Source organism: Mesorhizobium sp. M0184, from assembly GCF_040322215.1.
Classification (GTDB): Bacteria; Pseudomonadota; Alphaproteobacteria; order Rhizobiales; family Rhizobiaceae; genus Mesorhizobium.
In genome coordinates this window covers 95,848-121,574 of the sequence record NZ_JAMYSZ010000012.1, presented here as the reverse complement: position 1 = coordinate 121,574, position 25,727 = coordinate 95,848, and the positions used below count along the sequence as shown (strand labels likewise).

23 protein-coding genes and 1 tRNA gene are annotated in these 25,727 nt (G+C 61.3%); 10 read left to right on the top strand and 14 right to left on the bottom strand.

Features of this window, described 5'->3' with window-relative positions; translation table 11 throughout:
* Nucleotides 1–2: 2 nt before the first annotated feature.
* Nucleotides 3–662 carry a TerC family protein gene (locus NKJ23_RS17010; RefSeq protein ID WP_352681255.1) on the top strand — a complete coding sequence of 220 codons (660 nt, stop codon included), beginning with the start codon at nt 3–5 and terminating at the stop codon, nt 660–662.
* A gap of 152 nt (nt 663–814) precedes the next feature.
* Nucleotides 815–2,128, top strand: a complete 1,314-nt coding sequence (rimO, locus tag NKJ23_RS17005; protein WP_352681253.1) for a 30S ribosomal protein S12 methylthiotransferase RimO — start codon at nt 815–817, stop codon at nt 2,126–2,128.
* 63 nt (nt 2,129–2,191) lie between these two features.
* Here rimO and NKJ23_RS17000 read toward each other — a convergent pair whose 3' ends face one another.
* From NKJ23_RS17000 to NKJ23_RS16965, 8 genes are all read right to left on the bottom strand, one after another.
* Nucleotides 2,192–3,259 carry a BMP family ABC transporter substrate-binding protein gene (locus NKJ23_RS17000; protein WP_023675052.1) on the bottom strand — a complete coding sequence of 356 codons (1,068 nt, stop codon included), beginning with the start codon at nt 3,257–3,259 and terminating at the stop codon, nt 2,192–2,194.
* A gap of 47 nt (nt 3,260–3,306) precedes the next feature.
* The gene (locus NKJ23_RS16995; protein WP_352448916.1) at nt 3,307–4,281 is read right to left on the bottom strand and encodes an ABC transporter permease; all 975 of its coding nucleotides are present in this window, start codon (nt 4,279–4,281) and stop codon (nt 3,307–3,309) included.
* On the bottom strand, nt 4,281–5,393 hold the full coding sequence (locus NKJ23_RS16990; protein WP_352636755.1) for an ABC transporter permease: 1,113 nt from the start codon (nt 5,391–5,393) through the stop codon (nt 4,281–4,283). Before NKJ23_RS16990 ends, NKJ23_RS16995 begins: the two co-directional genes overlap by 1 nt.
* Nucleotides 5,390–6,982 (bottom strand): ABC transporter ATP-binding protein, encoded by a 1,593-nt coding sequence (locus tag NKJ23_RS16985; RefSeq protein WP_502902542.1) that lies wholly within the window; start codon nt 6,980–6,982, stop codon nt 5,390–5,392. The genes NKJ23_RS16990 and NKJ23_RS16985 overlap by 4 nt, the downstream gene beginning before the upstream one ends.
* 152 nt (nt 6,983–7,134) lie before the next feature.
* Complete coding sequence (locus tag NKJ23_RS16980; RefSeq protein WP_352681249.1) at nt 7,135–8,112, bottom strand: quinone oxidoreductase family protein; 978 nt, start codon at nt 8,110–8,112, stop codon at nt 7,135–7,137.
* 18 nt (nt 8,113–8,130) lie between these two features.
* Complete coding sequence (pcsA, locus tag NKJ23_RS16975) at nt 8,131–8,907, bottom strand: phosphatidylcholine synthase (protein WP_502896505.1); 777 nt, start codon at nt 8,905–8,907, stop codon at nt 8,131–8,133.
* Nucleotides 8,908–8,942: 35 nt separating this feature from the next.
* Entirely contained in the window at nt 8,943–9,557 is a 615-nt protein-coding gene (locus NKJ23_RS16970) for a DUF1326 domain-containing protein (RefSeq protein ID WP_352471871.1), read from the bottom strand.
* A 14-nt stretch (nt 9,558–9,571) separates the two neighbouring features.
* The gene (locus tag NKJ23_RS16965; protein WP_352681247.1) at nt 9,572–10,468 is read right to left on the bottom strand and encodes a DUF2182 domain-containing protein; all 897 of its coding nucleotides are present in this window, start codon (nt 10,466–10,468) and stop codon (nt 9,572–9,574) included.
* A 103-nt stretch (nt 10,469–10,571) separates the two neighbouring features.
* Here NKJ23_RS16965 and NKJ23_RS16960 point away from each other — a divergent pair, with 103 nt between their 5' ends.
* Together NKJ23_RS16960 and hspQ are read left to right on the top strand one after the other, a co-directional pair.
* Nucleotides 10,572–11,780 carry a UbiH/UbiF family hydroxylase gene (locus NKJ23_RS16960; RefSeq protein ID WP_352681245.1) on the top strand — a complete coding sequence of 403 codons (1,209 nt, stop codon included), beginning with the start codon at nt 10,572–10,574 and terminating at the stop codon, nt 11,778–11,780.
* Nucleotides 11,781–12,001: 221 nt separating this feature from the next.
* The gene (hspQ, locus tag NKJ23_RS16955) at nt 12,002–12,325 is read left to right on the top strand and encodes a heat shock protein HspQ (RefSeq protein ID WP_023675043.1); all 324 of its coding nucleotides are present in this window, start codon (nt 12,002–12,004) and stop codon (nt 12,323–12,325) included.
* Nucleotides 12,326–12,445: 120 nt separating this feature from the next.
* Here hspQ and NKJ23_RS16950 read toward each other — a convergent pair whose 3' ends face one another.
* Nucleotides 12,446–13,075, bottom strand: coding sequence for an invasion associated locus B family protein (locus NKJ23_RS16950; RefSeq protein WP_023675042.1), 630 nt, complete (start codon nt 13,073–13,075; stop codon nt 12,446–12,448).
* A 231-nt stretch (nt 13,076–13,306) separates the two neighbouring features.
* On the opposite strand from NKJ23_RS16950, the gene NKJ23_RS16945 reads away from it, so the two are divergent.
* Together NKJ23_RS16945 and NKJ23_RS16940 are read left to right on the top strand one after the other, a co-directional pair.
* Nucleotides 13,307–15,127 (top strand): extracellular solute-binding protein, encoded by a 1,821-nt coding sequence (locus NKJ23_RS16945; protein ID WP_352681243.1) that lies wholly within the window; start codon nt 13,307–13,309, stop codon nt 15,125–15,127.
* Nucleotides 15,128–15,150: 23 nt separating this feature from the next.
* Nucleotides 15,151–15,828 (top strand): DsbA family oxidoreductase, encoded by a 678-nt coding sequence (locus NKJ23_RS16940; RefSeq protein ID WP_352681241.1) that lies wholly within the window; start codon nt 15,151–15,153, stop codon nt 15,826–15,828.
* 6 nt (nt 15,829–15,834) lie between these two features.
* Here the strand turns inward: NKJ23_RS16940 and NKJ23_RS16935 are convergent, their stop codons facing one another.
* Nucleotides 15,835–16,269: a hypothetical protein gene (locus NKJ23_RS16935; RefSeq protein WP_023675039.1), complete on the bottom strand. Its 435-nt coding sequence runs from the start codon at nt 16,267–16,269 to the stop codon at nt 15,835–15,837.
* A 627-nt stretch (nt 16,270–16,896) separates the two neighbouring features.
* On the opposite strand from NKJ23_RS16935, the gene NKJ23_RS16930 reads away from it, so the two are divergent.
* Nucleotides 16,897–18,786 carry an ABC transporter ATP-binding protein/permease gene (locus NKJ23_RS16930; protein ID WP_352456759.1) on the top strand — a complete coding sequence of 630 codons (1,890 nt, stop codon included), beginning with the start codon at nt 16,897–16,899 and terminating at the stop codon, nt 18,784–18,786.
* Nucleotides 18,787–19,057: 271 nt separating this feature from the next.
* On the top strand, nt 19,058–20,422 hold the full coding sequence (mgtE, locus tag NKJ23_RS16925; protein ID WP_352681239.1) for a magnesium transporter: 1,365 nt from the start codon (nt 19,058–19,060) through the stop codon (nt 20,420–20,422).
* A 57-nt stretch (nt 20,423–20,479) separates the two neighbouring features.
* Here mgtE and gor read toward each other — a convergent pair whose 3' ends face one another.
* The 3 genes from gor to rpiA form a co-directional block, all read right to left on the bottom strand.
* Entirely contained in the window at nt 20,480–21,868 is a 1,389-nt protein-coding gene (gene gor / locus NKJ23_RS16920) for a glutathione-disulfide reductase (RefSeq protein WP_352681237.1), read from the bottom strand.
* A 117-nt stretch (nt 21,869–21,985) separates the two neighbouring features.
* Nucleotides 21,986–22,564, bottom strand: a complete 579-nt coding sequence (locus NKJ23_RS16915) for a DUF2059 domain-containing protein (protein ID WP_352568635.1) — start codon at nt 22,562–22,564, stop codon at nt 21,986–21,988.
* Entirely contained in the window at nt 22,551–23,282 is a 732-nt protein-coding gene (rpiA, locus tag NKJ23_RS16910) for a ribose-5-phosphate isomerase RpiA (protein WP_352681235.1), read from the bottom strand. The genes NKJ23_RS16915 and rpiA overlap by 14 nt, the downstream gene beginning before the upstream one ends.
* A gap of 145 nt (nt 23,283–23,427) precedes the next feature.
* On the opposite strand from rpiA, the gene NKJ23_RS16905 reads away from it, so the two are divergent.
* A complete protein-coding gene (locus NKJ23_RS16905; protein WP_352681233.1) occupies nt 23,428–24,111 on the top strand; it encodes a phosphoglycolate phosphatase in 684 nt (227 codons plus the stop codon).
* A 103-nt stretch (nt 24,112–24,214) separates the two neighbouring features.
* Nucleotides 24,215–24,289, top strand: a tRNA-Val gene (locus NKJ23_RS16900).
* A 280-nt stretch (nt 24,290–24,569) separates the two neighbouring features.
* On the opposite strand, the gene NKJ23_RS16895 is transcribed toward NKJ23_RS16900, so the two are convergent.
* A complete protein-coding gene (locus NKJ23_RS16895) occupies nt 24,570–25,235 on the bottom strand; it encodes a hypothetical protein (RefSeq protein ID WP_352681231.1) in 666 nt (221 codons plus the stop codon).
* Nucleotides 25,236–25,727: the final 492 nt, after the last annotated feature.

Genomic DNA, 25,727 nt, shown 5'->3' with positions numbered 1-25,727 from the left:
CGATGGAAATTTTCACTGCCGCGGGCTTCTCTGCCCTGCTCCAGGTCATCGCCATCGACCTCGTGCTTGCAGGCGATAACGCCATCGTCATCGGCTTGGCCGCGGCGGGCTTGCCGGTCGAGCAGCGCAAGAGAGCGATCCTCATCGGCGTGGTGGCGGCGACGGTGCTGCGTATCGGTTTTGCTGCGATCACCGTCACCCTGTTACAGATTGTCGGCCTGCTGCTGGCCGGCGGCATCTTGCTGCTGTGGGTGTGCTGGAAGATGTATCGCGAGCTGCGCACGTCGTATGCCGACGAGGTGGAGGCGACCGAAGCGCTGTCCAATTCCGATATCAACAGCGATGATTTGGTGGCCGGCAAGGCGCGCAAGAAGACCTTGGGTCAGGCGGCATTGCAGATCGTCATCGCCGACGTCTCGATGTCGCTCGACAACGTACTGGCGGTCGCCGGCGCGGCGCGCGATCACTTCCAGGTGCTGGTGATAGGCCTCGTCCTGTCGATCGCGCTGATGGGCCTTGCCGCGAGCTTCATCGCCAAGCTGCTGCAACGCCATCGCTGGATCGCCTATATCGGCCTTTTGATCATCTTCTATGTCGCACTCGATATGATCTACCGGGGCGCGGTGGAAGTCTTGCCGCATGTCAGCAGTGCGGTGAGCTGACACGCCGACTCGAATTCTCATCGGTCGGCCTTTCAGCTTCGGCGAGCCTTCGGCGACGCTGGCGGTTGCGTTTCGCCGCAGCCGCTGCCCATACCAATGCCGCGACAAGTGTGATACTGCGCCGCCAATCCTGAAAATCCGGAAAAGCTTAGATGTCCGCCCCTCGCGTCAGTTTCGTCAGCCTTGGATGCCCGAAAGCCCTTGTGGATTCGGAGCGCATTATCACCCGCCTGCGCGCCGAAGGCTACGAGATCGCCCGCAAGCACGACGGCGCCGACCTAGTCGTCGTCAACACCTGTGGCTTCCTCGATTCGGCTCGCGACGAATCGCTCAACGCCATCGGCTCCGCACTTTCGGAGAATGGCAAAGTTATCGTCACCGGCTGCCTCGGCGCCGAGCCGGACGTCATCCGTGAAAGACATCCGAACGTCCTCGCCATCACCGGACCACAAGCTTATGAAAGCGTGATGGCGGCGGTGCATGAGGCTGCCCCCCCGAGCCATGATCCCCACATCGACCTTTTGCCGCCGCAAGGGGTCAAGCTCACGCCGCGCCACTATGCGTATCTCAAGATTTCGGAAGGCTGCAACAACCGCTGCACCTTCTGCATCATCCCGGCGCTGCGTGGCGACCTCGTATCGCGGCCGGCGGCCGACGTGTTGCGCGAAGCCGAGAAGCTGGCCAAGGCCGGGGTCAAGGAGATCCTCGTCATCTCGCAGGATACCAGCGCCTACGGCATCGATATCAAATACCAGACCAGCATGTTCGGCGATCGCGAAGTGCGGGCGAAATTCCTCGATCTATCGGAAGAACTGGGCAAGCTCGGTGTCTGGGTGCGCATGCACTATGTCTATCCCTACCCGCATGTCGCGGACGTCATCCCACTGATGGCCGAAGGCAATATTCTTCCCTATCTCGATATCCCATTCCAGCACGCCTCGCCGCAGGTGCTGAAGAACATGCGCCGGCCCGCTCATGGCGAAAAGACGCTCGAGCGCATTCGCGGCTGGCGCGACGTCTGCCCGGACCTTGCCATCCGCTCCACCTTCATCGTCGGCTTCCCCGGCGAGACGGACGACGATTTCGAGATGCTGCTCGACTGGCTGGACGAAGCCAAGATCGACCGCGCCGGCTGTTTCAAATACGAGCCGGTCAGAGGCGCCCGCTCCAACGAGCTCGGCCTCGAGCAAGTGCCGCAGGAGATCAAGGAAGCCCGCTGGCACCGCTTCATGCAGCGCCAACAGAAGATTTCGGCAACGCAGCTAACCAAGAAAATTGGCAAGCGCCTGCCGGTCCTGATCGACGAGGCGCATGGCAATTCGGCCAAGGGCCGGACCAAATACGACGCGCCCGAAATCGACGGTTCGGTCCATATCCAGTCGCGGCGGCCACTGCGCGCCGGCGACATCGTCACGGTCAAGATCGAGCGCGCCGACGCTTACGACCTTTACGGCTCAGCAGTCTGATATTCCGTCCAAAATGAAAAGGGCGCCGCGTGGCGCCCTTTCGTTCGATATGTTTCCGACCGCCTACTGCGGCAGCTTGTCGTCGACGCCCTTCACGTAGAAATTCATGCCGAGCAACGTGGCGTCGTCGGCGACCTCGCCCTCCTTCAGCCAAGGTGTGCCGTCCTGCTTGGCGATCGGCCCGGTGAAGGGGTTCCAGCCGTCGGCGATCTTCTTGGTGGTGGCTTCGGCCATCGCCTTGACGTCGTCGGGCATGTTGGTGAACGGCGCCAGCTTGACGGCGCCGTCCTTAATACCGAGCCAGACATTGTCGGGCTTCCAGGTGCCGTCGAGCGCCGCCTGGACCCGGCTGATGTAGTAGGGACCCCACTCGTCGGTCAGCGAGGTCAGCTGCGCGTGCGGCGCGAACTTGATCATGTCGGAGGACTGCCCGAAGCCGTGCAGCTTGCGCTCCTCCGCCACCTGCAAGGCAGCGGTCGAGTCGGTGTGCTGGACGATGATATCGGCGCCCTGGTCGAACAATGCCTTGGCAGCATCGGCCTCCTTGCCCGGATCGAACCAGGAGTTCACCCACACGATCTTCGCCTTGAAGTTCGGGTTGATCGACTGTGCGCCGAGCATAAAGGAATTTATGCCCATCACCACTTCCGGGATCGGGAAGGAAACGATGTAGCCGGCGACGCCCGACTTCGATTGCTTGGCGGCGATCTGGCCAAGCACGTAGCGGCCTTCGTAGAAACGCGCATTGTAGATGCCGAGATTTTCGGCCGTCTTGTAGCCGGTGGCGTGCTCGAACATCACCTTGGGGAATTTCTTGGCGATCTTCACTTCCGGGTCCATGAAGCCGAAGGACGTGCCGAAAATGATCTTGCATCCCTCGCGCGCCAGGCGCTCGAAGGCGCGGTCGGCATCGGGGCCTTCGGAGACGTTTTCGAGATAGGCGGTCTCGACCTTGTCGCCGAGTGCCTTTTCCACCTCGAGGCGGCCTTGGTCGTGCTGGTAGGAGTAGCCGAAATCGCCGATCGGGCCGGTGTAGACCCAGCACGCCTTCAGCTTGTCCGCCGCCTCGGCTGAGGCCGCCAGCGACAATGCGGCCGTCGTCGCCATCAGGGCAATAAGCAGTTTTTTCATTGTGTTACCTCTCTGAGTTAAGCCTTGGAGCTTCCGTCTTTTTGTTGTCAACGATCCGGAACGAATGGCTGGCCCAAGGAGGCCGGCGTGTTCATCATCGTCAAACGCTTGTTGCGCGAGATTAGAACGAGAACCACGACGGTTGCCAGATAGGGCAGCGAAGAAAGCAGTTGCGAGGGAAACGATTTTAAGAACGCAATTAACTTGTAGAGCAACCAGGGCGCGTCGACGAAGTCCTGCAGATTTATGGCTTGGACGTGAAGCTGGCCAACCCAGATCGCACCGAAAATATAGGCGCCGGCCAGCACCCGCCATGGCCGCCAGGAGGCGAAGACGACCAGAGCCAGCGCGATCCAGCCGCGGCCGGCGGTCATGTTCTCCACCCATTGCGGTGTGTAGACCAGCGATAGGTGACCGCCGGCGAGGCCGGCACAAGCGCCGCCGAAAATCACTGAGAGATAGCGGTAGCGGATGACGTGGATGCCAAGCGCATGGGCGGATGCATGGCTGTCGCCGATCGAGCGCAGCGTGAGCCCGGTGCGGGTCTTGAACAGGAACCACATGACGGCGGCGGTCAGCGCGATCGAGATGTAGAAGATTGGATCCTGGCCGAACAGCAGCCTGCCGACGACCGGGATTGCGGTCAGGCCGGGAATATCGAGGTTTGGCAGCCTTTCGCCGGGCTGGCCGACAAAATTCGTTCCCATCATGCCGGAAAGGCCGAGGCCGAGCAGTGTCAGCGACAGGCCGGTGGCCACCTGATTGGTGGCCAGCGACAGCGTCATGACGGCAAACAGAAGCGAGAACACTGCCCCCATGGTGATTGCCGCCAACAGCCCTATCCAAGGCGAGCCGGTGAGATAGCCGGCGCCGAAACCGCCGACGGCACCCATGATCATCATTCCTTCGACGCCGAGATTGAGCACACCCGAACGTTCGACCACCAGTTCGCCGATCGCCGCGATCAGCAGCGGCGTCGCCGCCGTCGCGATGGTCAAGAGGATGTTGACGGTGATGTCCATCAGCGGGCTTCCTCCAACTTCGGCGCTGCCTCGAGCTTCGGCGCGGAAAAGCCGGTCAGGCGAATGCGGTAATGGATGAGCGTGTCGCAGCCGAGCACGAAGAACAAAAGCATGCCCTGGAACACGCGCGCCACCTTGTCGGAGATGCCGAGCGCGCTTTGCACTGCCTCGCCGCCCAGATAGGTCAGCGCCAGCACAAGGCCTGCGGCGACGATGCCGAGCGGATTGAGCCGGCCGAGAAATGCCACGATGATAGCGGTAAATCCGTAGCCGGGCGAGATCACCGGCTGCAATTGTCCGATGGCTCCCGAGACCTCCGAAATCCCTGCAAGTCCGGCCAGTGCGCCCGACAGCAGGAAGGCAAAGAAGACCATGCGGTTAAGGCCAAACCCGGCGAAGCGCCCTGCCCTCGGGCTTGAGCCGAGCACGCGGACCTCGAAGCCTTTCAGCATACGGCTCATCAGGATCCAGATCAGTATCGCCGCGATCAGCGCGAAGACAAATCCCCAGTTTGCCCGGCCGGATTCCGGGAGGAGTTCCGGCAGTATGGCCGAGTCGTTGAACTGGATGGTCTGCGGGAAACCGTGGCCCTGCGGATCGCGCCACGGCCCGCGTACGAGCCAATCGAGGAAGAGCTGGGCGACATAGACCAGCATCAGGCTGGTCAGGATCTCGTTGGTGTTGAAGCGCGTCTTCAGCAGTGCCGGGATTGCAGCATAGGCGGCCCCACCGACCATGCCGAGAAGAAGCATCAGCGGCAGCACCAATGGGCCCTCGAACTGCGGAAACAGCACGGGGATGATCGAGCCGACAATGCCGCCCAGGATGAACTGGCCTTCGGCGCCGATGTTCCAGATGTTGGCCTTGTAGCAGACCGACAGTCCGACCGCGATCAGGATCAGGGGGGCGGCCTTGATCGCCAGCTCGTGCAGCTGCCACACCTGGCTGATCGGTTCGATGAAGTAGATGCGGAACGCAGTCAACGGGTTGACGCCGAGCAACGCGAACATGATGGCGCCGGCAATGATCGTCAAAACGAAAGCGATGAAAGGCGAGAGTGCCGAAAACAGCATCGAGCGCTGCGGGCGTTTTACAAGTTCGAGGCGCATCAAGCCGTCTCCAGCGTATGTTCGGCATGACCGGGTTCGGCGCCGCCCATCAGCAGCCCGATTTTCTCGAATGTCGCTTCAGCTATCGGCAGCGGCTTCGACAGTTCGCCATTGTGCATGACCGTGATCGCATCGGAAATCTCGAACAGCTCGTCGAGGTCCTGGCTGATGACCAGCACCGCCGAGCCACTGCGCGCCAGTTCGATCAGCGCCTGACGGATGTGGGCCGCCGCACCCGCGTCGACCCCCCAGGTCGGCTGATTGACCACCAAGACGCTCGGCCGGCGGTCGAGTTCGCGGCCAACGATGAACTTCTGCAGATTGCCGCCCGAAAGAGCCGCAGCCTCCGGATCCGGCGCGCTCTTGCGCACGTCCATTGCCTTTATGATGCGCTGGGCAGCGGTATGGATCGCATCGCCCTTGACCATTCCACCGGCGCCGACAAACATCTTGCCATCGGTGGCGTGGCGCGACAGAAGCAGGTTCTCCGAAAGCTTCATGCGCGGTGCTGCGCCATGGCCGAGCCGCTCTTCCGGGACGAAGGCAGCGCCCATCAGACGCCTGCCGGTGATGGTGAGGCCGCCGGCATCCTTGCCGCGGATGCGGACCGAGCCGGCATCCTGCTGCAGCACCTCGCCGGAAACGGACTCGAAGAATTCGCCCTGGCCGTTGCCGGCGACACCGGCAATGCCGATCACCTCGCCGGCGCGGACCTGGAGATTGATGTTCCTGAGCGGGATCGAGAACGGGGTCGCCGGCTTGCGGGTGAGTTCGCGGATTTGAAGCAGCGCCGGCGCGGTCTCGATACCCTCGGCCGGCGCCCGCACCACGGCCTGCACCTCGTTGCCGACCATCATCCGCGCCAACGAAGACACGGTTTCCTGGCGCGGATTGCAATGGCCGACCACCTTGCCGTGACGCAGCACGGTGGCGCGGTCGCAGATCCGTTTGACCTCTTCCAGCCGGTGCGAAATGTAGAGGATGGACTTTCCTTCCGAACGCAGCCGTTCGAGCGTCTCGAACAACTTATCGGCCTCCTGCGGCGTCAGCACCGAAGTTGGTTCGTCGAGGATGATGAGTTGCGGCGTCTGCAGCAGGCAGCGGATGATTTCGATACGCTGACGCTCGCCGACCGACAGATCACCGACCAGCGATAGCGGATCGAGAGGCAGGCCGTAACTGTAGGAGAGCGCCCTCGCCTTGGCCGCGATCGTGCTGATCGGCGAGCCGTCATCCAGCGACAGCGCGATGTTCTCCGCCGCCGTCAGCGCTTCGAACAGGGAAAAATGCTGGAAAACCATGCCGATGCCGAGCTTTTTTGCGGTGCCGGGGCTGGTGATCCTGACCGCCTGGCCATTCCAGAAAATCTCGCCGGAATTCGGTTCCAGCGATCCAAACAGCATTTTCACCAGGGTCGACTTGCCGGCGCCGTTCTCGCCAAGCAACGCATGGATCTCGCCCTTGGCGATGTTGAGATCGACATGGTCGCACGCCGTCAACGTGCCGAATATCTTTGTGAGGCCGCGAACCTCAAGCAGGTTTGCGCCGTCCTGATCTGCACTCACGGTGCCTCCATCTGGTTTGCCAGACATGTTCTGTGTTCCCGCAAGCATCGTATGCGCGGGCTGCTCTCTACGGTAAGCGCCTCACGACTTGAAAGAGCTTCAAGAATTTCAGCGGAAACTCAAGTGGTAAAGAGCAGTTCGCAAGAACGGCGGCGTCGGCGGCCCGAAACTGCGGGCGCCTAAGGGATAAGTATTGTTGTCCCGGTGGTCCGGCGCCCTTCGAGATCGGAATGCGCTTTGCCGGCCTCGCTGAGCGCGTAACGCTGGTTGATCTTGATCTTGACGGCGCCGCTGAGCACCACGTCGAACAAGGCGGCGGCGGAAACCTCGAGGTCTTCGCGCCTGGCATTATAGACGAACAGCGTCGGCCGCGTTGCGAACAGCGAGCCCTTCTGCGCCAGCAACGAGATGCTGAAGGGCGGGATCGGCCCAGACGATTGACCGAAGCTGACGAAAGTGCCGAGCGGCCGCAGGCAATCGAGCGAGGCTGGAAATGTGTCGTTGCCGACTGAATCGTAGACAACGTCGCATTTCTTGCCACCGGTGATAGCGGCAACGCCGGCCACGAAATCCTGCTCGCGATAGTTGATCACGTGGTCGAAGCCATGCGCCTTGGCGAGCTCGATCTTGTCGGTGGAACTCGCCGTGCCGATCACTGTCGCGCCGAGATGCTTGGCCCATTGGCCGAGGATCAGCCCGACACCGCCGGCCGCCGCATGAAACAGGATCGTGTCGCCGGCTTTCACCTTGAATGTACGGCGCAACAGATATTCGGCGGTCATGCCCTTTAGCATCATGGCTGCGGCCTGTTCGTCGCTGATGCCGTCCGGCACCTTCACCACGCGGTCGGCGGCGATCACGCGCTGCCCGGCATAGGCGCCGGTCGTCACGGCGTAGGCGATGCGATCGCCGGGTTTGAGCCAGTCGACATCCGAGCCGACATCCAAGACCACGCCGGCCGCCTCGCCGCCAGGGATCAGCGGAAATCCGCCCTGCGGCTGATAAAGGCCAGAGCGATAATAGACGTCGATGAAATTGAGACCGATCGCGGTATGCTTGACCAGGATCTGTCCCGAGCCCGGCTGCCCGGGATCGGCATCCTCATAGGTCAGGACCTCCGGGCCGCCATGGGCATGGATGCGGATCGCTTTGGACATTTTCTGGCTCTCTTGGGATCAGGCTTTCTTATCCGGCTTGGCGCCGAGATTTGGGAAGAACTGCATGATAGCGCCGATGCAGGCGAGGTAAAGCCCGGTGAACGTAATCCCGAACTTGATGAAATCGCTGACCTGCTCGCCCAGCACGCCGATCTGGTCGTAGAAGGAGGCAAGTGCGGCCTGCGCCAGCGCCAGCGCGCCGAAAGCGCACCAAAGCAGCGTCATGCCGAGATTGATTGGCCGCAGCCGCTTCACCCGCACCGGATGGATGAAATTGATCGGCACGAAGGTGAGAATGCCGGCCACCACGACCACGGCGAAAGAAACCCATTGTCCGGGCTCGATGACGAACAGCGTGAACACCACCATGTTCCAGACGACCGGAAAGCCCTTGAAGAAATTCTCCTTCGTCTTCATGCCGGTATCGGCATAGTAGATTGCGCTCGACACCACGATGATCGCCGCCGACAGGAACGACAGGCGCTCGCCCATGAAACCGCGCTGATAGAGCGCGAAGGCCGGAATCAACACGTAGGTCACGTAATCGATGATGTTGTCGAGCAGTTCGCCCGACCAAGTCGGCAGGATTTCCTTGACATCGAGCTTCCTGGCGATCGGCCCGTCGATGCCGTCGACGAAAAGCGCCAGCCCCAGCCACCAGAACATCGCCGTCCAGCGCTGCTCGCTTGCTGCCACTAGCGACAGAAACGCCAGAAATGAGCCCGACGCGGTCAAGAGATGGACCGAGAACGCCCGCGCCTGAGGCCATGTGACTTTCTTCTTCGGCCGCGGAATCCGGTCGGCGATTTTCCTGGCCGTCGTCTTCTTGCTCACGGGCCCCGCCAGTCCAGCTTGCAGATTTCGGCCGAACGGCCAGCAAAGTTCCAGTTGCGGCCAAAGGCCCGCATTTTGCTCTTGTCGGATTTGGCGACGATGATTTCCGGCGCAATCCAGTATTCCGAATTGCTGATGACCGTATCCTTATCGCGATCCTTGCCGGTGATTGGCGTCACCGCACCATCGATGATCTTCGGTATCTGAAAGATGCGTGTTTTTTCACGCGTCTCGTAGGTGATCGGCACCTGCTCGGCGCCGAGGAACTGTCCGACCAGGATGGAGAGCAGCGATGTGGTTCCACCGGCCTTGCCGGTGAATATCTTCGTCAGTCCCTTCACAGCGTAAACCGAGGCGCGCTTGTCGATGAACAGGCCCGCTGTCCAGTTGCCGCGGCTCATATAACCGGGGATTTCCATGACCAGCCCAAGATTGAGACCGGACAGGTCGACCTCTCCGAAATGGCCGGCATCGATCCGGAACCCCGCCCAGGTTTGGCAATAGCCTTCCGTAGGCGGATGATTGCCGAGCGACAGAACGCAAGGGCAAAAAACCGTGCAATTGCAGGAAAGGATGAGCTCTCCCTTCATTGCCCAGTTTTGATCTGTCATCGAATTCTCCCCCCTTATGCCGAGACTACTAGTAGCGCGGCTGCCCAGACAAGCAGTATCGCACCGCCCAGCCGCGTCGGCAGATTGCCTGCCGTCTGTTTTTCGACCAGGCTGAACAAGCCGATCAGCGCCATCCAGAACACGTTCATCACACCGACGGCAAACATTACCAGCATCAGCGCCCAGCAGCATCCAAGGCACCACAGGCCCTGCTCCATACCGAGCCGGAAAATGCGAATGGGCCTGGCGCTCCAGTTGGCGAACAGGACCGAGAACGGATTTCTGCACTTCTCCAGACAGGCTTTCTTCAGCCAGCTGAACTGATAGAGGCCAGCGATCGACAGCGCGGCTGCTCCGGCAATTCCAAGCAGCGGATCGAGCATCTGCCCGGATGACACGAATGCATGGACTGCGAGCGTCAGGGCAGCGAATATTGCCGAGGCGGCAAGCCAGACGCTCAAATATCCAGCGACAAGGATCAACGGATGGGCAACGGGTTCCCCCTTGATCCTGGCGGTATCTGCGATCTCGCAATAGGTGCGGATCATCGGCGCCGCGGAGGGCAGCATGGTCGCGATGGCCATCAACAGCCACATCGCGGTGAGTGCACCGCCTTGCGCGCCTACGCTTGCGCGAAGCGGCGCTGGCGCAAGGCAAAGGGCGAAGAAACGCGCAAGGAAATCCGGCAGCGGCAGTTGCGGCAGGTTCCCCAGCATCGTGTCGCCGGGTGCATCGGCGCCCGGGAGCCGGCTCACCGCCCCCCGAACTGCCATTGCGCCGAGAAGGAGCCAGGCAAGGGCGATGCCCATGCCGGCAACAACGCTCACGGTCAGTCGAGGGCTGCGCGCAACGCTCGCCATCGCGCGGCCGGTGCCGTCGAGGTGGCTGAAATCGTCTTGTTGGCCGGTCATGGCAACCGAATGGGCCGAATCGCCGCGTTGATCAAGCCGCATCACCTGACCTATATGGACCAGCAGGTCGGACGGGCCTCACCTCGCAATCCGGAAGCCGAATTTGAACCATCGGGAAACAGCACGGATACTGGTCGCCGGCAGCGGCCCTGCGGGGCTGATCGCGGCGCTTGGCTTTGCCGAGGCGGGCTTTCCCGTGACGCTCGTCGGACCCGATGCAGCCGGCCCCGACGGCCGGACGACAGCCTTGATGAACCCTGCCCTGAAGATGTTCGAACGGCTAGGGATCTTCGACGGAATCAGGCCGCACGCAGCGCCGCTCAAGGTGATGCGTATCGTTGACGCAACCAAACGGCTGATCCGCAGCCCGACAGTGACCTTTCGCGCCAGCGAGATCAGCGAAGAGCAATTCGGGCTGAACTTGCCCAACAGCGTTCTCAACCGCACGCTAGCCGAGGCTGTCGCGCATTCGGGCATCGAATGGCGAAAGTCGATGGTGGAGGCATGGCGCCTCGATGCCGACCATGCCCATGCCGTTCTCGCCGACGGCAGCGAGGTTGAGGCATCGTTGGCAGTTGCCGCCGATGGCCGTCAGTCGCCGGCCCGCGAGGCAGCCGGCATCCGCACCTCGATCCGATCCTATCCGCAGGCGGCGTTGGTGCTCAATTTCGGTCACCGCAGCGACCATGCCTTCACCTCGACCGAATTCCACACCGAGACCGGTCCGTTCACACAGGTTCCCCTGCCCGGCAACCGGTCCAGCCTTGTCTGGGTGCTCGAACCTGATATCGCCAAGGACCTTGCAGCACTCGACGACGCCCAGCTTTCGACGCGGGTCGAACAGCGAATGCAATCGATCTTGGGCCGCGTGTCGGTTGAGCCCGGCCGGCAGATCTACCCACTTTCAGCGGTGAGCCCGTGGCGGTTTGCGCAGCGCCGCGTAGCCCTAGTCGGCGAAGCCGCCCACGTGTTTCCCCCAATCGGCGCGCAAGGCCTCAATCTCGGCATCAGGGACATCGACGACCTGATTGGTGCCGCAAGCAGAAACCGCTCGGACCCGGGCGCCGCCAAGGCGCTTGCAGCCTATGATTTCAAGCGGCGGCCGGACATTCTGGCGCGCAGCAGCGCGGTCAACCTGCTGAACATGTCGTTGCTTTCCGACATGCTGCCGGCCCAGCTGGCGCGCAGCGCTGGCCTGGGCGCGCTTGAGGGGTTTGCGCCGTTGCGGGCGTTTTTCATGCGCGAGGGTCTTCGACCCGGCAGCGGTTTTGCGGCGTTTTTTGGCGGATTGCGAAAACCGGCTGAGCGATAGCGATCTTGGCCACCGCCCTTGATCCGCATCTCGCGATGCTCAACCCGGCATCAAGGGGATCGGGATTGAATTGACGCGGCGTCTGCGCCAAATAATGACGATGTCGACCTTAAGGTCTGGGCCAGTCTTTGCCGGACCGGTGCGTAAGAATCTAAAGTCCTGGAGCGTTCCTTGCGTGTTCCAGGATGCGTGGCGTTCAAGAAGTTCAAGTGGTGAGTGCGATGAAGACAGCCAAATTCTCGATCGGACAGGTGGTTCGGCACCGGCTGTTTCCGTTCCGCGGCGTCATTTTCGACGTCGATCCCCAATTCGCCAATACTGACGAATGGTACGAGGCGATCCCCGCTGACGTGCGGCCGCGCAAGGACCAGCCTTTCTATCATCTGCTCGCCGAGAATTCCGAAACGGAATACATCGCCTATGTGTCCGAGCAGAATTTACTCGAGGACCGGTCGGGCGAACCGGTCCGGCATCCGCAGATTGGTGAAATGTTCGACAAGAAGCCGGACGGGCGCTACGAGCCGAAGCACCAATTGAGACATTGACTTAGTCGGAATCTGGCTGGGCTGGGACTGGCTTGAGACAAGTCTGGACCCGACAATCAGCCGATTCAATAAAAAAGCGGGGTATGAACCCCGCTTTTTGTTTTGTTCGAAACCCGTCGATTAGTTGGCGGCCTTCGCCTTTTCCTGCTCTTCCTTGAGCTTCTTGGCAAAATCCTGATTGTTCTTGGCGACGAACTCCTGGAGCTTCTTCTGTCGGTCCTCGATGTCCGACTGCTGCAGCGGCGGGCCGTCGAAGGCGCCGCTGAAGCCGGTCAGCGCGATCTTGATCGGGTTCGGCTGGTTCTGGAAATTGACCGAGGTCAGCGTCAGGTTCGAACCTTTCTTGAAGGACGCGACGAGCTGATCGGTCAGCGGCACTTCCGCCACGCAGCGATCCGGAAAACAGATCACATAGTCGAGCTTCTGCGCCTTGCCGCCGTCGATCTGGAGGCCGATGCCGGGAGGAACGAGACGGCCGGTCGGAACCGTCACCTGGAACACCTTGCGGTTCACCTTGCCCTTCAATTCGATCAGGCTGACGCCAGTGATGAGCTGGCCGTTGCCGGCGGTGGTGATGTTCTGGACATTGCAGATGTCGACGTCTTCCTGCTTGGTGCAGGCCTTGAACCAGCCTTGCGGAATCTGCTGTTGCTGCTGCGCGGAAGCAGCGGGAATCCCGGCGCCCAGAATGCCGACCACGCCAGCGGCCATGACCGACAGGCGGTACGCGTTGCTGTTCAGGCTCGTCATGTCGTGCATTCCTCTCAAATGATCCCGGAACCGGCTTTTTTCATGCCGTGTGGTCCAGCTACCTGTTGCCGAAATGAGGCAACAGAATGACTTCGGACGGCGTGTTACACTGCAAGCGGTGCCGAATCCAGCCCGGGTCTCGCGAATCTTGGCCGAGGGATAGGCTCAACGGGTTGGCCGGTGCACGACCGGCTCATGTATGCTGCGCATCGAATCGGGAAGGAGACGGTCATGGGCCGCGTTGTCGTTTGGCTGATCGCCGCAATCTTGTTTGTCAGCCTTTCCCTGCAGCCGGCCCTGTCGGAACCGGTCCACGCACTTGCCATGCAGGGCGAGCCGGCGCTGCCGGCCGACTATGATCATTTCAATTACGTCAATCCCGACGCGCCGAAAGGCGGCAGCATTACCTATTGCGTCGTCGGCAGCTTCGACAATCTCAATCCGTTCATCCTGAGAAGCCTGCGCACCACCGCGCGCGGAATGATGGATCAAGCCTTTGGCAATCTTGTCTTCGAGCCGTTGATGCAGCGCAACTACGACGAGGCCTTCAGTCTCTACGGCCTGCTCGCCGATACCGCCGACATGGATCCCGAGCGCAAGAGCATCGAATTCCACCTCGATCCCAACGCCAAATGGTCGGACGGCGAGCCGGTGACGCCGGAAGACGTGTTGTTTACCTATGACGTCTTCACCGAGAAGGGCCGCCCACCTTACAGCCAGCGAATGAAAGCGATTGCCAAGCTCGAAAAGACCGGCGACCGCAGTGTGCGCTTCACCTTCAACGACAAGGCCGACCGCGAATTTCCTTTGATCATTGCGCTGACGCCGATCATCCCGAAACACGCCTTCAACAAGGACACCTTCGACAGGACGACGCTAAAGCCGGTGATCGGCAGCGGGCCTTACACGGTGGCGCAAGTCGTGCCCGGTCAGCGCATCGTGTTCAAGCGCAATCCGGACTATTGGGGCAAGGACGTGCCGTCCAAGCGCGGCTTCGACAATTACGACCAGATCACCATCGAATATTTCCTCAACGCCAACGCCAAGCAGGAAGCGTTCAAGAAAGGCATCTGCGCCATCGACGACGACAGCGACCCGGTCAAACGCGAGCGCGATCTCGATTTTCCGGCCTTCCACAGGGGCGAGGTCATCGCCGAAACTTTCGATACCGGCATTCCGCCGGTGGTCAACGGTTTCCTGTTCAACACGCGGCTGCCGAAATTTTCCAATCCGGTCGTGCGGCGCGCGCTCGGCATGCTCTACGATTTCGAATGGGCCAACAAGAATCTGTTCGGCGGCAAATACACGCGCACGATGAGCTTTTGGCAGAATTCCGAACTGTCCGCGCTCGGCCACCCGGCCAGCGAAAAGGAAAAGGCCCTGCTGGCCCCCTACCCCGGCCGCGTGCCCGCAGATGTCATGGACGGCACCTACAGGCCGCCCGTTACCGACGGCTCCGGCCAGGACCGCAAGGTGCTGAAGGCGGCATTCGAGCTGCTGAAGAGCGCGGGCTATACGGTGCAGGACGGCGCGATGCTCGATCCCGAGGGAAAGCCGTTCGGTTTCGAGATCCTGACCGCCTCGCAGGACGAAGAGCGACTTGCCGCTATCTATCAGCGCACCCTTGAGAAGCTCGGCATCGATGTCGGCATCCGCAGCCTCGACGGTGATCAGATCCAGTCGCGCAAGCAGCGTTTCGATTTCGAGGTGCTGGTCGGCTCGACCGGTTTCAACAACTCGCTGTCGCCCGGTATCGAGCAAACCGGGCGCTGGGGATCCGCTGCCGCCAAGGCCGAAGGATCGTTCAACCTCGCCGGCGTCGCCGATCCGGCGGTGGATGCGGCGATCGAGGCGATGCTGAGAGCTCGTTCGAAGGAGGACTCCGTCGCTGCCGTCCGCGTTCTCGACCGGCTGCTGATCTCCGGCAACTACATGGTGCCGACGCAGCACAACAACCAGCAATGGCTCGCTTATTGGAACTATCTGGAACATCCGCAAAAGACGCCCATATACGGTTATCAGTTGCCGACCTGGTGGCGCAAACCGAAGTGACCTCTTCACAACAGGAGATCAAGATGAACGACGAGAACTCGATTACCGTCGATGTGGTCTCCGACGTCGTGTGCCCCTGGTGCTTTATCGGCCAGAAACGGCTCGACAAGGCGATTGCCGCCGTCGATATCGACGTTCACATACGCTGGCGGCCCTTCCAACTCGACCCAACAATCCCGCCCGAAGGCAAGAACCGCCGTGACTATATGGTGGCGAAATTCGGCAGCGAGCAACGCATCCGCGAAATCCATGCCCGGATCGAGCCGCTGGGCGAGGCTGAAGGCATTTCCTTCGCCTTCGACGCTATCAAGGTCGCGCCCAATACGCTGGATGCGCACCGTCTCATTCGCTGGGCCGGGACGGCCGGCGAGGCCATTCAGAACCGGCTGGTGCGCCGGCTGTTCCAGCTGAATTTCGAGGAAGGCGCCAATCTCGGCGATCATGCCGTGCTGATCGAAGCCGCCCGCGAGGCCGGCATGGATGCGTCCGTGGTCGAAACGCTTCTGCCGACCGACGCCGATGTCGAGGCGGTGCGCAGCGAAATCGCCACAGCTTCGCGCATGGGCATATCGGGTGTGCCGTGCTTTCTGCTTGAAGGCAAATATGCGGTGATGGGCGCCCAGGACGCCGATACGCTCGCCGATGCACTCCGCCAGGTCGCCGCGGCCAAGGCACGCGGCGAACTGGAAACAGCGAACTGAGTCGGACTACTTCACCGTCACCTTGGCCTTGCTGATGAAAAAGCCATGGCCATGCTTGCCGGTGCAGGTCAATCCCTTGGTGGATGACTGGCAGGAAAACGGGCCCTTACTCCAGCTGGCGCCGTACGCCAGCCTGGTGACGCCGCCGCAGCAGCCTTGCTCGCCCGGATTCTTGATCAGCGTCGCCGGACCTTTCGGGCCGAGGATGACGGTGACGTAGCTGGGCTCGACGCGCGAACAGCTCAGTTCCGGTCCGCCATCCTGTGGCTCGTAGGTGCTGGTGCCGCCGTTCGGCGTGTAGATGCAGCCAATATTGCCGGACGGCGTGTTGAACTCGATCTGTCCCTCGGCGTTTGCGGGAACGGTCTGGCTGCCGGCATATGTTTGCGGCAGCCAGAAAAATGTTGCGAGCGTCGCGACAAAAAATGTCCGTGCAAGCATGGCGAACTTCCCCCCGGTTCAAACCTGGATGCGTCCGGCAGGTTCAATCCGAAGCGCATGTTTGTCAAACGCGGTTTGTGCGCGCTCTTAAAAAGGCACGGGCTAATTGATATTGATCTTCATCCTGGACTGTGTCGGCAAAGTCATTGCTTGGCCGACTACGGGTCCTGACAAGGCGGCTTCAACCACGAATCATACGGTCACGTTCTGGCCGCCGACGAGGCCGGACTGGCCGTGAAGGCGATTCAGGCTGTGAAGATCGACCGCTGGACGGCGCTTCTATGTTCACAAAGCTGTGTGAAGACCTTCCCCAGGGGAAGGTCTCTACTTGCTCCGGCGCAGGCAAGTAACTATTTGAAATTGCGTTGGTATTCCGCCTCTCGAAGCATGACGACATAGCGCCGTGATCATTCATTCTGTTGCTCCACTGCAACGGCCGGCGAGCTAAGCCACCTGCGACTGGTGAAAAGCTAATGGAAAATGATCAATTGGTGTTACTGTCCGTAACAAAAGAAAAATCGTTTGGGCGGGATAGTGATTCGGGTCGATAGACCAACGCGACATTCAATATCGGAAAAATGGCTCCGCGGTGCCGCAAGGCAGTCGCCCCTGACGCCCGTATCGTCGATGCGCAGCTTCTGGGGACTGATGCGGGCCTACTGGTTCTCGGACAAGTGGGTCGAAGCCTGGACGCTCACCTTGGTAATAGGCTTGCTGACAGGGCTCTCCAGCAAAGCCGACGTCTGGTTTACCGTGGCGGCGGCTGAACTATATACCTCAATCGCTTTTTTTCACGACGCCGCGAATACCACGCCGCTCAAAACGTTGCTGACCAATGCCGGCCTGCTCGTGCTGCTGGTCGTGCTCAAGGACATGGGCATTACCAGTACATGCAAGTTTGTATCGGCGACATTGCATCGCAAATGGCGCGGCTGGCTAGATAGCCGCTTCAATGCGGCGCTACTCGACCCCAACCATTCACACTACCACGCCCAGCATGGCTCGTCCGGCACGGCAGCGCCCGACAACATCGACCAGCGCGTGCAGGAATCGATCAAGGACATGACAGGCGGCGCTATTGGGCTTGCCATGGGCGTATTCAGTGTCTTTACCTCGCTCTACTTTGTCGGTGGAGCTTTGTTGGCAAATTCTGTGGAGGTAAAAGGACTCGAGTTCCTCGGCAGCTACGGGAGTGTCGTGCTTGCTCTGCTGGCGGTCGCTCTCTACGTGCCGTTCAACACCTGGATCGCAGTCAAAATCGGCGGAATGCTGGAGTGGCTCAACATCAGGATGCAGAAGGCTGAAGGCAGCTATCGGGGCGAACTGATCACGTTATTGCGCCGCAGCTTTCATGTGGCGGCCTCGCAAGGCGAAGTCGTGCAGAAGACGATACATAGCCGGCTCTATCTCGACATCGATAGGACTTGGTCGAAGTTCAACATCGTCAACACCATCTATTCGGGATTCGAATCGGTCTATAACTTTGTCGGTGCCAAAATTGTCGCCTTCGGGCCTGGCCTTGTGCCGTTCATCCATAACGGCCTCGACCTCAAGGGTTACATAACAGGTTCCGAACAGGTCAACGCGCTGATCAGCAAATGTTCGTGGTTCATCCATGTCATGCCAAGTCTTGCCACGTTGCGCGCCAACAGCTTGCGCGTCATTGAATTGGCGCAGGCGATCGAAAACGTCCAGCACCCGCAGGAATTTTATCAGCAGACCGGCCGCTCCGATTTTCGCTACGACCGCCAAAACCCGGTTTTCGGCCTGACCATCCAGAAGCTCGAACTGGCGCATCAGGGCGAGGACGCAACGCCCTTCCTGAGTGCTGCAAATTTGCGCTTCCGGCGTGGCGAGTGGACTTTCCTCAAGGGCGAATCCGGCTGCGGCAAGACCTCGCTGATCAAGGCGATCAACGGGCTGTGGCCTTATGGCCGCGGTACCATCGTCTTCCCGGAAGGGGTCAGGAGTTTCTACGCCGCCCAGGAGGTGAAGCTGCAGCAGGTCTCGTTGAAGCAACTGGTCTGCCTGCCCGGTTCCGAGCATGATTACGCCGACCTGCAGGTCGCATCCGCCCTGCACAAGGCCGGCCTCGGCGATTTCATCGAGCATCTGGCCGATGAGAGCCGTGAAGGAAAGATCTGGGATCAGGTTCTTTCAGGTGGGCAGAAACAGAAGCTCGTCGTCGCCCGCATCGTGCTGCAGCAGCCGGGATTGCTGTTCCTCGACGAAGCCACCGGCGCGCTCGACCCCGATGGACGGATCGCCTTCCACCAGGCGATCAAGGACAATTGCCCTGATGCAACTGTGATCTCGATCATGCATGAGGCGACGCCGCCGAGATCGCTCGCGGGCACCGAATTCTACCACAGCGTGGTTGCGATTGCCGACGGCGTCGCCACCAAGAAGCCGCTGGTTCCGAGCTTGCCGGTAGAGCTCACCACCATCCTCACGCAGCCGACGCGGCCGGCCGAGGACAAGTGGCTGCGCTTTCCCCGCCGGCTGAAGCAGAGATAGCTGCGGCACCATTGCCGGCGTCCAGCCAGCCTGCCACGTAGCCCGATCACAGTCTCGCGATCCAGTCGGTTTGCCGCCGTTTTCACCCGCTCTCGCGATTGACTCGGCAAGGCGCGCTCCTATGTTGCGCCGGCTTGCAGAATCTCAACTCGAACCCGCGAGCAGAAAGGTCACCGCGCCATGCCTGGCGACAGTCACAGTCGAACGCAACCGCCGTCCGCTTGACGTGACCTGACAGGCTCACGTCCTGCCGGACGGCAAGGAGTGAGCCATGAACGAGTTTTCCCCTGTCGCGGGCGGCGATGCCATTGCCATCGCTCGCGTACTTGCCAACGAACACGTCGCCGACATCGTCGAGGCCTTGAATCAGGAGCCCCGCGAGACGGCATCGGAGCTGCTTTGCGAAGTGCCGTTCGGGCGGCTGGTCGAGATCTTCGACCAGCCTGAACTCGACGGCGCATCCGAACTGGTCGAGGCGCTGCCCCGCATCAAGGCAGGCAGACTGCTTGCCGCCATGTCGGTCGACCGCGCCGCCGACACACTGCGCGATCTGAACGAGCCGGCTCGTTCCGAACTGCTTGGTGGCCTGGCGCCACCGCTGCGCGCGACGCTGCTTGCCATTCTCGGCTATCCCGAGGGCAGCGCCGCCTCGCTCATGACGACCGAATATGTCAGCGTGCCGCCGGACTGGAGCGTGGCCCGCACGCTGGATTATATCCGCAAGGTGGAGCGGACGCGCGAAACCGTCTACGCGATCTACATCGTCGATCCGCAAACGCATGTCCTGTTGCGCTCGACCAGCCTGCGTCGACTGATCGCTGGCGGGCCCGACGAGCTGATCATGGCAATCGCGCCGGATCGTGCGCCTATCACCGTTTCACCGCTGACCGATAGTGAAAAGGTTGCTCAGCTGATCTCGAAATATGATCTGCTCGCCGTTCCGGTCGTGGACAACGGCAAACTGCTCGGCATCGTTACCATCGACGATATTATCGACACGATGATCGAGGAAACGACGGAGGATGTGCATCGTTTCGGCGGCATGGAGGCTCTCGACGAGCCCTATATGAAGATGGGCTTTCTGGCGATGATCCAGAAACGCGCCGGCTGGCTGTGCGCGCTGTTTATCAGCGAGATGCTGACCGCCAACGCGATGCAAAGTTACGAGGGCGAGCTGGAAAAGGCGATCGTGCTGACGCTATTTATTCCATTGATCATGAGCTCCGGCGGCAATTCCGGCTCGCAGGCGACCTCGCTCGTCATCCGGGCGCTGGCGCTGCGCGAGATCGGCCTTGGCGACTGGTGGCGGGTGGCATTGCGCGAGCTGCCCACCGGCCTGGTGCTTGGCTCGATTCTTGGCGTGGTCGGCGTCTGCCGCATCGCGCTCTGGCAGTATCTCGGCTTCTACGACTACGGCCCGCACTGGCCGCTGATCGCAATGACGATCGGCGCCACGCTGGTTGGCATCGTCACCTTCGGCTCGCTGTCTGGATCGATGCTGCCGTTCGCCCTGAAGCGCATGGGCTTCGACCCGGCCAGCGCATCGGCCCCGTTCGTCGCCACGCTGGTCGACGTCACCGGGCTGGTGATCTATTTTTCTGTGGCGCTGGTGATCCTGCGCGGAACGTTGCTGTAAGAAAACTCACGCACTTCCATCGCGGCAATTTCGTTGCCGCGATGGGTTGTCGTCGCGTCAGACGCGCTCACCATCTCTCACCCGGTAAGTCGGCTTGTACATGGTGACGAGTTCTTCCGCGGCGGTCGGATGCACCGCCATGGTGCGATCGAAATCATCCTTGGTCAGGCCGGCCTTCAGCGGTATGCCGAGAAGCTGCGCCATTTCGCCGGCATCCGGCCCGAGGATGTGGGCGCCGAGGACCTTTTTCGAGGCGCCGTCGACGACCAGCTTCATCAGCATCTTTTCGTCGCGGCCGGACAGTGTGTGCCGCATCGGCCGGAAGGTGGCGCGGTAGATTTCAACATCCGAAAAGCGCTTTGCCGCCTCATCCTCCGACAGGCCGACCGCACCGATCTCGGGCTGCGAAAAGACTGCGGTAGCGATCGTGTCATGGTCGGGCGCCGTCGGCTTGTCCTTGAAGGCGGTCTCGACGAAGCACATCGCCTCGTGGATTGCCACCGGCGTCAATTGCACGCGATGGGTGACGTCACCGATTGCCCAGATGTTGTCGATGTTCGTGCGGGAGTATTCGTCGACGTGGATTGCCCCGGTTTTGGTCATCTCGATGCCGACGCCTTCCAGGCCCATGTTCTCGGTATTGGGAATGCGGCCGATGGCGAGCATGACCTGGTCGACCGTCAGCACCGTGCCGCCGGTGACAAGCGCGTCGAGCCGGCCGTCAGGCCGCTTCCTGACCCACTCGGACACGGCGTGGCAGAGGATTTTTATCCCTTTCTTTTCCATCGTGTCGTGCAGCATGCGTCTGAGGTCCATGTCGAAACGGCTGAGGATCTCCTTGCCGCGGTAGACCAGCGTCGTGTCGACTCCGAGACCGTGAAAGATGTTGGCGAATTCGACGGCGATATAGCCGCCGCCCTCGATCATGATTGCCTTCGGCAGTTCCTTGAGGTCGAAGGCCTCGTTGGAAAAGATGCAGTGCTCATGGCCGGGCAATGCCGGATGCGGCGCCGGTCGCCCGCCGGTAGCGATCAGGATCTGGTCGGCGGTAACGGTGCGATCCTCACCGAGAAGATGCACCACATGCCGATCGAGCAGGGTGGCGCGCGAATGAAAGACCTCGCCGCCGGCGCCCTGCACGTTCTTCTTGTAGATGGCCTCCAGCCGGCTGATTTCGCGGTCCTTGTTGGCGACCAGCGTCTGCCAGTCGAAACGCGCCTCAGGCACCGTCCAGCCATAACCGGCGGCGTCGGCGAAATGCTCGGGGAATTGCGAGGCGTAGACATAGAGCTTCTTCGGCACGCAGCCACGGATCACGCATGTGCCGCCATAGCGGTATTCCTCGGCAATGCCGACACGCTTGCCGAGTGCGGCCGCGACGCGCGCCGCCCTCACCCCGCCGGAGCCGCCGCCGATGACGAAAAGATCGTAGTCGTAACCGGCCATGGCTGAACTCCTTGCCCCTCAAACCCCGAGACAGGTAGGCTGCCGACTATCAAAAGAAAAGCCCGGACTTGCCGGGCTTTTGGTCCAGTGGCGGTCAGGCGGCTCGGAAGTCCGCAATCAATTCGGTGTAGCGTCCGCGGGAGCTGCGCCATCGGCCGGAGCGGTACCGTCGGCAGGTGCAGCCGGCGCCTTGGCATTCGCCGCTGCACCCAGGGTCTCGCCGACCTGCTGGGCGAGATCGCGAGCCAGGCCGTTCTGCCAGATCTCGGCAGCCTTCACCAGTTCGCGCGTCACGATCGGGCCGTTGTCGAGCAGCTTCTTGCCGGAATCGGAATTGTAGAAGGCGGCGATTTCATTGAGTTCCTTTTCCGAGAACACCTTCGCATAGGCGAGCGCCGCTTCCTTTTCCAGGTCGGCGCGGCGCGATGCCAAGGCCATCGCCTTCTCGTTGATCGTCTTGGCGATCAGTTCCTGCATGTCCGGGTTCTTCTGGATCAGCTGCTGCTCCAGTGCCGCGGCCGCTTGCGGCAGGATGCTGTCGAACGTATCCGTCGCATGGATCGCCGCGACGGCGGCGCGCGCCGCCTTCAAATGCGCATCGGTGACGTCCTGCGAAGACGCAGGCGACGAAAACGCGAAAACGGCCGAGGCCGCCAGAATGGCAAAAAAGCGGCCAACCCGGTTATGCAACATCATGATCGGTAAAACTCCCTGATTTTCGGGCGGTATGGACGGTTTGGATGCCGTCGCCGCCGGCTATGATGGCCGTTGATGCCAGCCCGATGAAAAGACCATGCTCGACCACGCCCGGAATGGCGTGGAGAGCATTCGAAAGCGCTCTTGTATCCGGAATGCGGCCAAAAGATGCATCGAGGATAAAATGGCCGCCGTCTGTAACAAATGGCTGGCTCCCCGTCATCCTCAATGTAACAGGGCCGGAAAGGCCAAGGTTTGCAGCCGCCGCGCCGACCGCAATTTCGGTGGCGCGCAGGCCAAACCGGTTGACTTCGATGGGCAGCGGAAAACGGCCGATCATCTCGACCATCTTGGAGCTGTCGGCGATGACGATCATGCGGGCGGAGGCCGCCGCGACGATCTTTTCGCGCAGCAGCGCGCCGCCGCCGCCCTTGATCAATGTCAGCGCCGGATCGATCTCGTCGGCGCCGTCGATGGTGAGATCGAGCTCGGGGGTTTCCTCGAGGGTGGACAGCGGCACACCAAGCTCGGTGCAAAGGACGGCGGTGCGCTCCGAGGTCGGCACGCCGATGACAGTCAGGCCGGTGGCGACCTTGTCGGCGAGCAGCCGCACGAACTCGTCCGCCGTCGTGCCGGTGCCGATGCCGAGCCGCATGCCATCCGTGACATGGGCAAGCGCTGCCCGCGCGGCCTCAACCTTCAATTGCCTCGCATCCATGCCGGGTCCCGAGATTTGTTTCGGCGCTCGTAGCATTTTTGCCGGGCTGGTCAAAGGACCTTGCCCGCGGTGGACAAGCCGGCTTGCCTGAACGGGCCGCAGCGGTTATCGCCTGCCGGCAATCAAAATCGTCACAGGACAGGCCATGACCCGACCGATCATCGTGTTCGACCTCGACGGGACGCTGATCGACACGGCGCCGGACCTGCTCGACAGTCTCAACCACAGCCTTGCCGCCAGCCAGCTCGCGGCCGTCGACGAAGCCGGCTTCAAGCGCTTCGTCGGCCATGGCGGCCGGGTGATGATCGAGCGCGCTCACGCAGCGCAGCACAGGTCGCTGGCAGTGGAGGAGCACGACCGCCTGCTCAAGCTGTTTCTGGACCATTACAGCGTCAACATCCCCGGCAAATCGCGCCCCTACCCCGGCGTCCCCGAGGCGATCGCACGGTTCGAGGCAGCCGGTTACCTGCTGGCCATCTGCACCAATAAATACGAGGCCAATTCGGTGGCGCTGATCGAGGCGCTCGGTATGACCAGGCATTTCGCGGCGATCTGCGGTCAGGATAGTTTTCCGTTCCGCAAGCCCGACCCGCGCCATCTCACGCAGACCATCGCGCGCGCCGGCGGCGACCCGCACCGTGCACTGATGGTCGGTGATTCGCAGACCGACATCGACACGGCGAAAGCCGCCGGGATTCCGGTGGTGGCAGTCGATTTCGGCTACACCGACCGTCATGTGCGAGAGTTCGAACCGTCGGCGGTGATCTCGCATTTCGATTCGCTGACGCTCGATCTGGCACAAGGGCTGATGGCCGCGGCAGAAGGCTGAAAGCTGCCCATCGGGCGGACCGCCGGATGCCGACCGACAAGTGGTTGACTTAGCAGGCCGGCCTCCCTTATATCGCGGCGCGCTTGGCCTTCGGGCAACGAGCGGGCGATTAGCTCAGCGGGAGAGCACACCCTTCACACGGGTGGGGTCGCAGGTTCAATCCCTGCATCGCCCACCATCCGCTTTCCTGAATCAATTCCAAGTCAGAGCGGCTAGTGGTCAAAATCTGACGCTTGGTGCCGAAGCAGTAGGCCCGCTCTGGGTAAACCTGCCTTTCGCTCCGGCTGCTGAAGCGGCTTTATCGCGCCTACTGCAAGCATATTGCCCATTCGGCAAACTCGCGCGTCGAGGCCGTTTTTTTCAGCGGCGCGAAGCAATCCCCGCCGCCTCGGAGCGGCTGGAGCGCCCGTCGCGGTCATCAAGCGGTCGCTCGCTACGCTCCCGCTACGGACTCGATGTCACCCATTGTGAGGCCGCAGCCCGATCACGGTCCGCGCTAAACCCAACCCGAACCAAAGTGTCCACAGGGACATCACCAGTGATGCCACGACCCAGACGAAGCTGCCCAGGGTGACTCCGAGCCACATGCCCAGGGGCCAACCGAGGAAGGCTCCAATTCCGGCCACCACTGCGATGTACGATGCCCAGACCGGCGTGGCTCGGTGAGTGGTCTGCGCCTCGTTGCCAGCGATCACGGCAACGGCCAACGCCAAAAACATGAAGCCGTTAGCCTTTCCTTCGGAAAATGCCCACCAGGCCTCGAAAGTTGCCGTGTCCCCGGCGGCAGCAGCGGCGGAGACCACGGTGGCCTCGGCCACCGCGGTCGTCATGGTCCAGAGGGCGCCGACAGTCAGCACACCCCAGGCAGACAACGTCCACCACGCCTGGGTGAGGCGCGATCTGGCCGCCAGCACGATCAGACCTGTCAGGACGAACAGTGATAGCGCTACCGCGGAAACCCAATGGATGATCGCCCATCGGACAGGGTCGTCGGTGATGACTCCCATCTGGCGACCCATATCGGGATCGATCGGACCATGGCCGACCAGCGCGCCTGCCAGCAGGATAGAGGCGATCGCAAGCCAAACTCCTGCTACGCGCGTTCCTTCTTCTGTGTTTGCCATAGAGACCTCGCGCAGTAATGGTCCCATGTCCCATCCAGCGCCAGATTTCAAACGGTTGCAAGATGGCCAATGATCGGAACGGGTCAACTGACGCCGTAGCATTGCCACGTCTGTACGGCCGGAAAGGGTCGGAACAGATAATCCGCATCGGGCACCAAGCGTCAGATTTTTACCACTAGCAGCTGCAGGTAGCCCCCTCGCCGCCAAAATTCTTTTGGGCGAAATTCAAAGCGCTGCTGTAGCTCGTATAGCTCTGGAACTGGAAAACGTTGGAGCCGGCCCGCACCTCATCTGCTCGATATCCCAGAACGAAACCTCGATGCGGTCGTCGGCGCAATAGACCGTATAGCGTTCAGGTTCTAGCGCCTCGGCTTTCTGGACAGGCATCGAAATGGCCGGAATGGAAAATGTGAAAAGTACAAATATGATGGCATGACGCATTTGCATGTAAAACCCCGAATGACCACCAGCACTATTACGGCCGCGATGTTG